We start from the raw sequence: 11,879 nt of genomic DNA, 5'->3' as shown, positions 1-11,879 counted from the left end.
TGTGTCTGAGACGTGACATTCCCCGGCCCGGAGTCTATAAATCGGGGCAAAATAACAAGGGAAATGGGCATGTCCGACCAGCCGAGCGAAGCATACGAATACGGCGCCGATTCCATCAAGGTTCTCAAGGGCTTGGAAGCGGTCCGCAAGCGTCCCGGCATGTACATCGGCGACACGGACGACGGTTCGGGTCTGCACCACATGGTCTACGAGGTCGTGGACAACGGCATCGACGAGGCTCTGGCCAAACACGCCGACTACGTTCACGTGAAGATCCACGCGGATTCCAGCGTATCAGTGCGTGACAACGGACGTGGTATTCCCACCGACATCCACACCGAAGAGGGGGTCTCGGCCGCAGAGGTCATCATGACCCAGCTGCACGCCGGCGGTAAGTTCGACCAGAATTCCTACAAGGTCTCCGGCGGTCTGCACGGCGTGGGCGTGTCGGTGGTGAATGCGCTCTCCGTCTGGCTCGAGCTGCGCATCTGGCGCAACGGCAAGGAGCACTACGCCAAGTTCGAACACGGCGAGACCACGGAACACCTGCGCGTCGTCGGCGATGCCGAGGGCGAGCAGGGCACAGAGGTGCGCTTCCTCGCGTCCACGGGCACCTTCTCCAACCTCGACTACGATTTCCACACGCTGGAAAAGCGCCTGCGCGAACTGGCCTTCCTGAACTCCGGCGTGCGGATCATCCTCGAAGACGACCGCCCGGCCGAACCGCTGCATATCGAACTGCACTACGAGGGCGGGGTACGTGAATTCGTCAAATACCTCGACCGCTCGAAGCAGGCCGTCATGCCGGAGCCGATCTACATGGAAGGCGAAAGGGACGGCATCGGTGTCGAGGTCGCGATGTGGTGGAACGACAGCTACCACGAGAACGTCCTGCCCTTCACCAACAACATCCCGCAGCGCGACGGCGGCACCCACCTTGCGGGTTTCCGTGGTGCGCTGACCCGCCAGTTGCAGAAATACGCGCAGGAAAGCGGGATCGCGAAGCGGGAGAAGATCAACTTCACCGGCGACGACGCCCGTGAGGGTCTGACCGCGGTTCTGTCCGTGAAAGTGCCCGATCCGAAATTCTCCAGCCAGACCAAGGACAAGCTGGTCTCGTCGGAGGTCCGCCCGGCGGTGGAATCTCTGATGAACGAGAAGCTGGGCGAATGGTTCGAGGAAAACCCAACCGAGGCCAAGCAGATCACCGGCAAGATCATCGAGGCCGCCATGGCCCGAGAAGCCGCCCGCAAGGCGCGCGAACTGACCCGCCGCAAGACCGCGATGGACGTGTCGTTCAACGCCGCCAAGCTGAAGGACTGTTCCGAAAAGGACGCCTCGAAGACCGAACTGTTCCTGGTCGAGGGTGACTCCGCCGGCGGCTCTGCCCAGACGGGGCGTGACCGTCGGACGCAGGCCATCCTTCCTCTGCGCGGCAAGATCCTGAACGTGGAGCGGGCGCGCTTCGACCGGATGCTGGGCAGCCAGGAAATCGGCAACCTCGTGATGGCGCTCGGGACCGGCATCGGCCGGGACGAGTTCAACATCTCGAAACTGCGTTACCACAAGATCATCATCATGACCGACGCGGACGTGGACGGTGCGCACATCCGGACGCTTCTGCTGACGTTCTTCTACCGCCAGATGCCGGAACTGATCGAGGGCGGCTACCTCTACATCGCGCAGCCGCCGCTCTACAAAGTCGCGCGCGGCAAGTCGGAGGTCTACCTGAAGGACCAGACCGCGCTTGAGGACTACCTGATCCAGCAGGGCATCGAGAACGCGCAGCTCTTGCAGGGCAATGGCGAGGTGATCGGCGGCCAGGATCTCGTGCGCGTGGTCGAGGAGGCGCGTCAGCTCAAGCGTGTCCTCGACGCCTTCCCGACGCATTACCCGCGCCACATCCTTGAACAGGCCGCCATTGCCGGGGCCTTTGTGCCCGGTGCCGTGGATTCGGACCTGCAGGGCGTCGCCGACAAGGTCGCCGCGCGTCTCGACCTCGTGGCCCTGGAATACGAGCGTGGCTGGATCGGTCGCATCACGCAGGACAAGGGCGTCCGCCTTGCCCGTATCCTGCGCGGTGTCGAAGAGGTGCGGACGCTGGACGGCCCGATGCTCCGCTCTGGAGAGGCGCGCCGGACCGGGACGCTGACCGAGAGTCTTCAGGCAGTCTACGGCAGCCCCGCGACGCTCGAGCGCAAGGACCGCAGACAGCTGATCCACGGTCCGCTCGAACTTCTCAAGGCGATCCTGGAAGAAGGCGAGAAGGGCCTGTCGCTGCAGCGGTACAAGGGTCTGGGTGAAATGAACCCGGACCAGCTTTGGGAAACCACGCTGGACCCGAACGCCCGGACGCTGCTGAAGGTGACCATCGACGACATGACCGAAGCCGACGATCTGTTCACCAAGCTGATGGGCGACGTGGTGGAACCGCGCCGCGACTTCATCCAGCAGAACGCCCTGTCGGTAGAGAATCTGGACTTCTGAAAAAGAAAAGGGGCGCGCATGGTATTGCGCACCCCTCACAAGATGTGGAGGTCGCGCAAGGGTTTGCGCGACCTTTGTCTTTCCCGTCAGCCGACCAGCTTGGCCGTCATCTCCACAAGCCGTTTTGCCTGATGGGCAAGGGCAGCCTTGCCAGCGTCGTCGAAACCGTCCGGCTTGGTGGAGAAGCCGTAGGGGTTGCCGCCGGCGCCAAAGATCGACTCGTCGGTGTAGCCCGGTGCAACGATGATCGCGCCCCAGTGCATCGCGGTGGTGTAGAGGCTCAGGAGGGTCGTCTCCTGCCCGCCATGCGGGTTCTGGGCGCTTGTCGTCGCGGTGAAGGTCTTGTTGGCCAGCTTGCCCGATCCCCACAGCCCGCCGAGCGTGTCGATGAACGCGCGCATCTGGCTTGCGACCACGCCGAAGCGCGTCGGGGCCGAGAAGAAGTAGCCGTCCGCCCACTCCATGTCATCCGCCGTGACCTCGGGGATGTCCTTCATCTTTTCGAGTTGCGCCTTCCAGGCGTCCTGCCCCTCGACGACCTCTTTGGGGGCGGTTTCCGGGATGCGGCGCAGGCGCACTTCGGCACCGGCTGCCTCGGCTGCCTCTGCTGCCGCGAGTGCAACGGAATGGTTGGTGCCGTAGGTCGAATAGAAAACGATTGCGATCTTGGGTTGTGCCATGTTGATCTCCTTCCTTTGAGTTGGACTTAGGCGGTTGCCGGCGCGGTCAAGCGTTCCTGATGAACGTGCCGTTGTTCAGTTCCTTGAAAGCCTGCCGCAATTCATCCTGCGTGTTCATGACGATGGGGCCGTGCCAGGCGACGGGCTCCTGGATCGGGCGCCCGGTCATCAGCAGGAAGCGGATGCCTTCGTCGCCCGCCTGAACGATGATCTCGTCGCCCGAGCCGAACCGGACCAGCGTGCGGTTGCCGGTCATGTCGCGGATGTTGAGTTCCTGCCCGCGGTACTCCTTCTCGACCTTGATGCCCACCGGATCGCTGGCGTCGCGGAAGGTCCCGGAGCCGGCGAACACATAAGCCAGCGCGTTTGACCGGGTATCGACCGGCAGAACCTTGCGGCGGCCTGCGGGGATCGACACGTCGAGCAGCATGGGGTTGGCCGCGATCCCGTCGACCGGGCCGGTCTTGCCCCAGAACGAGCCGATGATGACCTTGACCGTCGTGCCGTCGTCATCGCCTTCAATGGGGATGTCTCTGCCGGTGATGTCCTGATAGCGCGGCGCAGTCATCTTCAGCGAAGACGGCAGGTTTGCCCAAAGCTGGAACCCGTGCATCTGGCCCTTGGCATTGCCGAAAGGCATTTCCTGATGCACGATGCCGGACCCGGCGGTCATCCACTGGACGCTGCCGGCGCTGAGGCGGCCCTTGTTGCCAAGCGAATCCGAATGCTCGACCTCGCCGTCGAGCACGTAAGTGATGGTTTCGATGCCGCGATGCGGATGCCAGGGAAAACCCTTCGAATAGAGCCGCGGATCGTCGTTACGGAAGTCGTCCATCATCAGGAACGGGTCTGTCAGCGACGGATCACCGAAGCCGAAGACACGATGCAGATGGACGCCGGCGCCTTCGATGGCGGGCTGCGCTTTGGTGGTGGCCGAGACAGGTCTAAAGGTCATGGGACGCTCCGTTTGTCATTGTCCTCAATGTGGGGCCTTCGCGATGAATTGGAATTGGTGAAGAACCCGTACCGTCTGTGCGCACGCGCGCAGAAACCGGAGATTATGCGTGAGGAGATGGGGCGCGCCTTTTGGGTGCCGCCAAGCACGGGCCAGCGCATTTGAGAGGAACTCGCGCGCCGCAAACCCAATTTTTAGGGTTCAATCAGGTTTTTGCCTGTTCGTGGCGGTAAGTCCTCGGGTCGGAGAACCGGCGCCGATGCGATGTGCGTAAATAGGAGGCTCATTGCGAAGATGGCCTCGACCGACACCCGCCTCGGCTCAGCCGCGCACCACCGCCAGGTCAAGCGTCTCGGCCGCGCCGCGCAGGATACCCGCCATGTGGTCGGCCAGGCCCTCGGACCGATCCACCGGCACCATAAGGCTGATCGTGCGGTCCGCATCCGCCATCTCCAGTGGCATGACCCGGACCTCGCTCCGGTGGATGCCCTGCCGCCGGGCGAAGAGGTCCGGAAGGATGCCGATGCCTGCGCCGGTGGCAGCCATCAGCACGATGGAATCGAGGCTCGTCCCCTCGTAGTCGTCCGAGACCGTCGCCCCGCTGGCGCCCGCGATGCCATAGACGATCCGCGCCAGCCTGTGGCCGGTGTCCAGCGTCAGAAGCCGCTGGCCGGCAAGGTCTGCCGCCCCGATCCGGCTGCGGCCGGCCAGCGGATGATCCTGCGCGACAGCGACCCACAGAGGTTCGACGAAAAGCGGGCGCTGGAAGGTGTTGGGGTGATCCTCGGGCGTCGAAATGACCGCATCGAACCGGCCATTCCGCAGCCCCTCATCAAGACTGAGGGTGTTTTCCTCGCGCACGATCACGCGCAGCTCGGGTTCGTCCTCGTGCAGTGCCTTCATCGCCTGAGGCAAAAGGTAGGGTCCGATGGAGGGCAGCACACCAAGCCGGAGCCGCCCGCCGAAGGGCAGGTCCGACAGCATCGTGCTGCGCAGTGCCTCGACCTCCGACAGGATGCGGCGGGCACGGGTCACGAACTCCAGCCCCCGTGCCGTTGTCCGCGCCCCGGTGCGGCCGCGGTCGAACAGCCGGACGCCCATGTCGGTTTCGACCGCCGCGACCTGGTTGGACAGGCTTGGCTGGCTGACATGCAGCTTTTCGGCGGCCAGCCCGAAACTGCCAAGCTGGTGCACGGCGACGATGTATTCCATCTGGCGCAGGGTCGGCCGCATTCATAGCTCCAAACTATTCAACTGCTCATACATTTGTATTTAAGCTATGCCAGAAAGCCGGGCAACAGGGCCGAAACCCTTCCCGGAGTTCCGACCGATGCAGATATTCGACAGCCTCGTCGGCAACCTGATGGTGCCGACAATCCTCTTCTTCGTTCTTGGGCTCGTGGCCGCCGTGGTCCGCAGCGACCTGTCCATCCCCGAAGGCGCGGCCAAGTTCATGTCCATCTACCTCCTGCTGGCCATCGGGTTCAAAGGCGGTCACAGCCTCGCGGACAACGGTCTGAACACCGAGGTCTTCGCGGCACTTTGCGCAGGGCTGCTGCTGTCCTTCGCGATCCCCTTCATCGCCTACGGCCTGCTGCGCAGCATGACTCGGCTGAATGCGCTTAACGCCGCCGCCGTGGCCGGGCACTACGGGTCGATCTCGATCGTGACCTTTGTCGCGGCCTCCAGCCTGCTGCAACTCACCGGCGTCGCGGCCGATGGCTACATGGTCGCTGTCGCCGCCACGATGGAAGTGCCCGCGATCCTCTCGGCGCTCTGGATCGCGCACCGTTTCGGGCAACAGGGGTCCACCGGCAGGGTGCCCATGCGCGACCTTTTCGCCAACGGGTCCATCGTGTTGCTTGCCGGGGCGTTCCTGATCGGCGCGCTGACACAGGACCGGGGGATGGAGATGATCGCCCCCTTCGTCGTCACCCCCTTCACCGGCATCCTCTGCCTCTTCCTTCTGGACATGGGCCTGACGGCGGGACGCAGCCTGTTGCGGAACCGGCATCTGCTGAGCGCGGGGCTCTTCGCCTTCGGACTTCTGATGCCGGTGATCGGCGCGGTTTTGGCCATGGGGGTGGGAACGGTGATCGGATTGCAGACCGGCAGCCTCTTCCTGCTGATGGTCCTGTCTGCCTCGGCTTCCTACATCGCGGTCCCCGCGGCGATGAAGATCGCCCTGCCGCAGGCCGAAGCGGGCATCTACCTGACGCTTTCGCTGGGCGTGACCTTCCCGTTCAACATCATCCTCGGCCTGCCGCTCTACCTGTGGCTGGCAGAGCTGATGTGAGTGTGGTGGTAAACAGGCTGAGCCTGTGTGGAACGGCCATGCCGTGCTGCACCTTGCCGGGGCAGGGTCGTGATGATCAGGACATCCCGCAGACGGCAGCCGGATCAGGCCGTGGCGCGGGCCGACAACCCGTCCAGAATGGCGCAATCCGGGTCATCGTCGCCATGGCATTGGCTGATGAGGGTCTGAAGCTCCGCCTCGAGCGTCTTCAACTGCCTGATCTTGTCGCGGACCGTGTCGAGGTTCTGCATCGCCAGGGCGCGCACGTCACGGCTGGCGCGGGTCGGGTCGGCGTTCAGGTCCAGCAGGCGGCGGCATTCTTCCAGGCCAAACCCCAGATGCCGGGCCTGCGCCAGGATCCGCAGCCGATCCACCGCGGTATCGGAGAAATCGCGATAGCCGTTTTCGGCCCGATCCGCCTTCACCAGACCGAGATCCTCGTAGTAGCGCACGGTCTTGACGGTAAGCCCCGTGGCCTTCGCTGCCTGTCCGATGTTCATGGCGGGTCTCCTTTGCGTCATTAAACCCTCCAGCTTGTGGAAGGTAAAGTCACTTCGGCTTGACCGCCACAGGCCGCCGCGCATTGCCCAATGGTCGCGTCTGCCTTCACGGCTTTTCAACTGGCTACGGTGCCGGTCGCGTGCGAGAAACGCGGGATGACACGTTTGCTTTTGCCCCTTCTGATATTCCTGTCGCTCGCCGCGCCCGCCGCAGCGCGCGAGATCACCGTATTCGCCGCGGCAAGTCTGCGTGACGCGCTCGACGAGGTGGCGGAGCTGTACCGTGACGAAACAGGGGACGACCCGGTGATCTCCTACGCCGGATCGTCCGCCCTTGCGCGCCAGATCCAGCAAGGCGCGCCCGCGGACGTCTTCATCTCAGCCAACACCGCCTGGATGGACGTGCTGGAAGAGGACGGGTTGCTGGCGCCCGGCACCCGCCGCGACCTGCTGGGCAACTCGCTGGTGCTTGTGGCCGGGGTCGAAGGGCCGGTCGCAGAGCTCACGCCCGACAGCGATCTGGCCGGCTGGCTGGACGGCGGCAAACTGGCCATGGCGCTTGTCGATGCGGTGCCCGCGGGCATCTACGGCAAGGCGGCGCTGGAACATCTGGGACTTTGGGACAGCGTCGCAGGGCAGGTCGCGCAGGCCGACAACGTTCGCGCCGCTTTGGCCCTCGTCGCGGTGGGGGCGGCGCCGCTCGGCGTCGTCTACCGCACCGACGCGCAGGCCGAACCGCGCGTCTACGTGAAGGCGGCGTTCCCGCGGGACAGCCATCCGCCGATCCTCTACCCCGCCGCGTCGATGGTGGAAAAACAGCAGGACGCCCTGCCGTTCCTGTCCTTCCTCGAAACGGGACCGGCGCAGGACATCTTCCTGCGGCACGGCTTCACGATCATCGCGGAGTAACGGATGGACTGGCTCGGACCGGAGGAATGGAGCGCCGTGGCCCTGTCGGTCAAGGTCTCCTTCTGGGCGGTCGTTGCCTCCCTGCCGTTCGGGTTGCTGACCGCCTACGCCCTGGCGCGCTGGACGTTCCCCGGCAAGCAGATCCTCAACGGGCTGGTGCACCTGCCGCTGATCCTCCCGCCGGTCGTGACGGGCTACCTCCTGCTTCTGACCTTCGGGCCAAGGGCCCCGGTCGGTGGGTTCCTCGAAGCCATCGGACTCGGCATCGCCTTCCGCTGGACCGGCGCGGCGCTGGCAGCGGCGATCATGGGATTTCCGCTGATGGTCCGCGCGATGCGCTTGTCGATCGAGGCCATCGACCCCCGGCTGGAAGAGGCGGCGGCAACGCTTGGCGCCTCGGGGGTGCGGGTCTTCGTAACGGTGACGGTGCCCCTCATGCTGCCGGGCCTGCTGACCGGGGCAATTCTCGCCTTCGCCAAGGCGATGGGTGAATTCGGCGCGACGATCACCTTTGTCTCGAACATCCCCGGACAGACCCAGACCCTGCCCTCCGCCATCTACGCCTTCCTGCAGATCCCGGGCGGCGAAGCCTCTGCCCTGCGGCTCGTGGTGGTGTCGATCATCGTGGCGATGGGCGCGCTTCTTGTGTCGGAATGGGCGTCGCGCCGGGTTGCGGCGCGGGTGGGGGCGTGATGCTGGACCTGCACCTGAAACATGCCTTCGACCGGTTCCAACTGGACGCGCAGTTCACCGCGCCCGCCGGGGTGACGGTCCTGTTCGGGCGATCCGGCTCAGGCAAGAGCACGGTCCTCAAGGCCACCGCCGGTCTATTGCGCCCGGACGAGGGGCGCGTGACCCTGCACGACCGGACGCTCTGCGACACGGCGAAGGGCATCTGGCTGCCGCCGCACAAGCGCGGCCTCGGCGTGATCTTCCAGGAAGGCCGCCTGTTCCCCCACCTCACCGTCCGCCAGAACCTTCTGTATTCCCGGCGGAAGGCGCCGAACCTGTCGCGGGTGGTCGAGATGCTGGGGATCGGCGACCTGCTCGACCGCCGCCCCCGCGCCTTGTCGGGGGGAGAGCAGCAAAGGGTCGCCATCGGCCGCGCGCTTCTGAGCGATCCGCAACTGATCCTCGCCGACGAACCGCTGGCTGCCCTAGACGAGCCGCGCAAGGCCGAGATCCTGCCCTACTTCGAACGCCTGCGGGACGAGGCCCGCTGCCCGATCCTCTACGTGACGCATTCCCCCGCCGAGGTCGCCCGCCTGGCAACCACGGTTGTCGTCCTCGACGAGGGCAAGGTGACACGGCAGGGCACGCCCGCCGACGTGCTGGGCGACCCGGACGTGGTGCCCGCGGGCATCCGTGGCGTCGGCGCAGTGCTCGAAGCGACGGTCGCCCGGCACCACGAGGACGGGCTGACCGAACTCGACGCTGGCGGGGTGGCGCTGTTCCTGCCCCGCACGGATGCAGCGCCCGGCACCCGGACCCGCATCCGTATCGCCGCGCAGGAGGTCATCCTGTCGCGCGGGCGCCCGGAGGGCCTTTCGGCGCTCAACATCCTGCCCGGCACCGTGGTCAGCCTGCGTGCCGGGGACGGTCCGGGCACCCTCGTCGTCGTCGACACCCCCGCCGGCCGTCTGCTGGCACGGGTCACGCGCCGCTCTGCCGAGGCTCTGCAACTGGCGCCCGGCGTCGCCTGCCATGCCGTCGTGAAGACGGTCGCCATCGCACGGCAGGACATCGGGCAGGGTTGAAGCGGCACCACGGCCCGCTAGCTCGGACCGCATGGAAAACGCATTGGTCATCGGCGCAAGCGGCGGCATCGGCAGCGCGATCTGCGCGGCGCTCGACTCGCGCGGCGTCTCCGTCACCGGGCTCTCGCGCTCGGGTGACGGTCTGGACATCACCGACGAAACCTCCGTCGCGGAGGCGCTGAACCGGTTCGACACGCCCTTCGATCTGATCTTCGTCGCCACCGGCGCGCTGGAGATCGACGGCCACGCACCGGAAAAGTCGCTGGATGCCCTGACCGCCCGCGGCCTTGCCGACCAGTTCGCGCTGAACGCCATCGGCCCCGCGCTGGTGCTGAAACACGCCCGCCGCCTGATCCCCCGCGACCGTCCCGCGACCGTGGCGGTTCTGTCGGCGCGCGTCGGCTCCATCGGCGACAACGGTCTTGGCGGGTGGTACGCCTATCGCGCGGCCAAGGCCGGGCTCAACCAGCTTGTCCACGGCGCGGCGATCGAGCTTGGCCGCAGGCACCGCAAGCTCTGCGTCGTCTGCCTGCACCCCGGCACCGTCGCCACCCGCTTCACCGCCGATTACCAGGACCGCCACCCGACCGTGCCGCCAGACGAGGCCGCCCGCAACCTGCTGACGGTGATCGACGGCCTGACGCCTGCCGACAGCGGGCGGTTCCTCGACTATGCCGGGAAGGAGATCCCCTGGTGACCCGCCTCGTCCTGGTCCTGGGCGACCAGCTGACCGAAACCGTCGCCGCGCTCCGCAAGGCCGACAAGGACAGGGACGTGGTCGTCATGGCCGAGGTCGCGGACGAGACGGCCTATGTCGGCCACCATCCCAAGAAGATCGCCCTGATTTTCGCCGCCATGCGCAAGTTCGCCGCCCGCCTCAGGGACGACGGCTGGGACGTCGCCTATTCCGAGTTCGACGACACCGACAACACCGGCAGCATCCCCGGTGAGCTCTTGCGCCGCGCCGACCAGTACGGCGCGCGGGAGGTGCTGGCGACAGAACCCGGCGAATGGCGGCTGATCGCCGTGCTGGACGACACGCCACTCAAGGTCGCGCAGCTTGAGGACGACCGCTTCGCCGCCTCCCACAAGGACTTCGAGGACTGGGCCAAGGGGCGCAAGGCGCTGCGGATGGAGTATTTCTATCGCGAGATGCGGCGCAAGACCGGCCTGATGATGGATGGCGATCGACCCGCCGGCGACAAGTGGAACTACGACCACGACAACCGCAAACCCGCCACCGGCGAGGTCGACACCGCGCCCATGCAGTTCACGCCCGACGAGACAGTCGAAGAGGTGCTCGACCTGGTCGAGGCCCGCTTCGCAGACAACTTCGGCACGCTCCGACCCTTCATCTTCGCCACCGACACCGGACAGGCCCGCCGGGCACTGGCTCATTTCGTCAAACACGCCCTGCCGAAGTTCGGCGATTATCAGGATGCGATGATGGAGGGGGAGCGCTACCTGTGGCACTCTCACCTCTCCGCCTACATCAACATCGGCCTGCTCGATCCGCTGGAGGTCTGCAAGGCCGCGGAAGACGCATGGCGAGCCGGGGACGTGCCGATCAATGCCGCCGAGGGGTTCATCCGCCAGATCATTGGCTGGCGCGAATACGTTCGCGGTATCTATTTCCACGAAGGGCCGGACTACCCCTCCCGCAACGGACTGGGCCACAAGCGCGACCTGCCATGGTTCTACTGGGGCGGCGAAACGAAGATGCGCTGCGTCGAAGCGGCGGTCGCGCAGACCCGGGACGACGCCTACGCCCACCACATCCAGCGCCTGATGGTGACCGGCAACTTCGCCCTTCTCGCCGGGATCGACCCGCACCAGGTGCACGAATGGTATCTGAGCGTCTACATCGATGCCTTCGAATGGGTCGAAGCCCCGAACACCGTCGGCATGAGCCAGTTTGCCGACGACGGCATCATCGCCTCGAAACCCTACGTGTCGTCGGGCAACTACATCAACAGGATGTCCGACCACTGCAGGCACTGCGCCTACGACGTGAACGCCAAGTCCGGAGAGGACGATGCCTGCCCCTTCAACACGCTCTACTGGCACTTCCTCGACCGCCATCGCAAGCGGTTCGGGGAAAACGGACGCATGGCCAACATGTACCGAAGCTGGGACAGGATGGACGAGGACAAGCGTCAAGCCATCCTGCGCGCCGCCGAACGCACGTTGAAGAAACTCGACGAAGGGGAGGTCGTCTGACCCGCCCCTTCATCTTGGTCCAAATACCTTGGGGGTGCGGGGGCAATGCCCCCGCGGATCGGCCCGGCGCCAGCC

The 11,879-nt window shown here is 65.6% G+C and carries 11 protein-coding genes; 7 read left to right on the top strand and 4 right to left on the bottom strand.

Going from position 1 to position 11,879, the window contains the following annotated elements:
• The first annotated feature begins 69 nt into the window (after positions 1-69).
• Positions 70-2,487 (top strand): DNA topoisomerase (ATP-hydrolyzing) subunit B, encoded by a 2,418-nt coding sequence (gyrB, locus tag ACU0DV_RS18260; protein ID WP_100928733.1) that lies wholly within the window; start codon positions 70-72, stop codon positions 2,485-2,487.
• Between the two features lie 86 nt (positions 2,488-2,573).
• Here the strand turns inward: gyrB and wrbA are convergent, their stop codons facing one another.
• The 3 genes from wrbA to ACU0DV_RS18245 form a co-directional block, all read right to left on the bottom strand.
• On the bottom strand, positions 2,574-3,167 hold the full coding sequence (gene wrbA, locus ACU0DV_RS18255; RefSeq protein WP_100928734.1) for an NAD(P)H:quinone oxidoreductase: 594 nt from the start codon (positions 3,165-3,167) through the stop codon (positions 2,574-2,576).
• A 46-nt stretch (positions 3,168-3,213) separates the two neighbouring features.
• Complete coding sequence (locus tag ACU0DV_RS18250; RefSeq protein ID WP_446240701.1) at positions 3,214-4,122, bottom strand: pirin family protein; 909 nt, start codon at positions 4,120-4,122, stop codon at positions 3,214-3,216.
• A 321-nt stretch (positions 4,123-4,443) separates the two neighbouring features.
• On the bottom strand, positions 4,444-5,355 hold the full coding sequence (locus ACU0DV_RS18245) for a hydrogen peroxide-inducible genes activator (protein ID WP_446240702.1): 912 nt from the start codon (positions 5,353-5,355) through the stop codon (positions 4,444-4,446).
• Between the two features lie 97 nt (positions 5,356-5,452).
• On the opposite strand from ACU0DV_RS18245, the gene ACU0DV_RS18240 reads away from it, so the two are divergent.
• Positions 5,453-6,418, top strand: a complete 966-nt coding sequence (locus ACU0DV_RS18240; protein ID WP_446240703.1) for a sodium-dependent bicarbonate transport family permease — start codon at positions 5,453-5,455, stop codon at positions 6,416-6,418.
• A gap of 104 nt (positions 6,419-6,522) precedes the next feature.
• On the opposite strand, the gene cueR is transcribed toward ACU0DV_RS18240, so the two are convergent.
• Positions 6,523-6,918, bottom strand: coding sequence for a Cu(I)-responsive transcriptional regulator (cueR, locus tag ACU0DV_RS18235; protein WP_100928738.1), 396 nt, complete (start codon positions 6,916-6,918; stop codon positions 6,523-6,525).
• 156 nt (positions 6,919-7,074) lie between these two features.
• On the opposite strand from cueR, the gene modA reads away from it, so the two are divergent.
• Genes modA through ACU0DV_RS18210 form a run of 5 tightly spaced genes read left to right on the top strand, consistent with a single transcriptional unit; the run spans position 7,075 to position 11,804 of the window.
• Complete coding sequence (gene modA / locus ACU0DV_RS18230) at positions 7,075-7,827, top strand: molybdate ABC transporter substrate-binding protein (protein WP_446240704.1); 753 nt, start codon at positions 7,075-7,077, stop codon at positions 7,825-7,827.
• A gap of 3 nt (positions 7,828-7,830) precedes the next feature.
• Complete coding sequence (gene modB / locus ACU0DV_RS18225; RefSeq protein WP_283981728.1) at positions 7,831-8,520, top strand: molybdate ABC transporter permease subunit; 690 nt, start codon at positions 7,831-7,833, stop codon at positions 8,518-8,520.
• A complete protein-coding gene (gene modC, locus ACU0DV_RS18220; protein ID WP_446240705.1) occupies positions 8,520-9,584 on the top strand; it encodes a molybdenum ABC transporter ATP-binding protein in 1,065 nt (354 codons plus the stop codon). The genes modB and modC overlap by 1 nt, the downstream gene beginning before the upstream one ends.
• Before the next feature lie 31 nt (positions 9,585-9,615).
• Positions 9,616-10,281 (top strand): SDR family NAD(P)-dependent oxidoreductase, encoded by a 666-nt coding sequence (locus tag ACU0DV_RS18215; RefSeq protein ID WP_370311570.1) that lies wholly within the window; start codon positions 9,616-9,618, stop codon positions 10,279-10,281.
• On the top strand, positions 10,275-11,804 hold the full coding sequence (locus ACU0DV_RS18210; protein ID WP_446240787.1) for a cryptochrome/photolyase family protein: 1,530 nt from the start codon (positions 10,275-10,277) through the stop codon (positions 11,802-11,804). The genes ACU0DV_RS18215 and ACU0DV_RS18210 overlap by 7 nt, the downstream gene beginning before the upstream one ends.
• The last annotated feature ends 75 nt before the right edge of the window (positions 11,805-11,879 follow it).

It is taken from the genome of Sagittula sp. (assembly GCF_052825245.1).
The sequence above is the reverse complement of the archived record's forward strand: the minus strand, read 5'-3'. Positions and strand labels throughout refer to the sequence as shown.

Excerpts from the sequence above, each read along its gene's own strand:
- modC (WP_446240705.1), top strand. The coding sequence starts at position 8,520 with ATGCTGGACCTGCACCTGAAACATGCCTTCGACCGGTTCCAACTGGAC.
- modA (WP_446240704.1), top strand. The coding sequence starts at position 7,075 with ATGACACGTTTGCTTTTGCCCCTTCTGATATTCCTGTCGCTCGCCGCG.
- ACU0DV_RS18245 (WP_446240702.1), bottom strand. The coding sequence starts at position 5,355 with ATGCGGCCGACCCTGCGCCAGATGGAATACATCGTCGCCGTGCACCAG.
- cueR (WP_100928738.1), bottom strand. The coding sequence starts at position 6,918 with ATGAACATCGGACAGGCAGCGAAGGCCACGGGGCTTACCGTCAAGACC.
- ACU0DV_RS18215 (WP_370311570.1), top strand. The coding sequence starts at position 9,616 with ATGGAAAACGCATTGGTCATCGGCGCAAGCGGCGGCATCGGCAGCGCG.
- ACU0DV_RS18240 (WP_446240703.1), top strand. The coding sequence starts at position 5,453 with ATGCAGATATTCGACAGCCTCGTCGGCAACCTGATGGTGCCGACAATC.
- modB (WP_283981728.1), top strand. The coding sequence starts at position 7,831 with ATGGACTGGCTCGGACCGGAGGAATGGAGCGCCGTGGCCCTGTCGGTC.
- gyrB (WP_100928733.1), top strand. The coding sequence starts at position 70 with ATGTCCGACCAGCCGAGCGAAGCATACGAATACGGCGCCGATTCCATC.
- wrbA (WP_100928734.1), bottom strand. The coding sequence starts at position 3,167 with ATGGCACAACCCAAGATCGCAATCGTTTTCTATTCGACCTACGGCACC.
- ACU0DV_RS18250 (WP_446240701.1), bottom strand. The coding sequence starts at position 4,122 with ATGACCTTTAGACCTGTCTCGGCCACCACCAAAGCGCAGCCCGCCATC.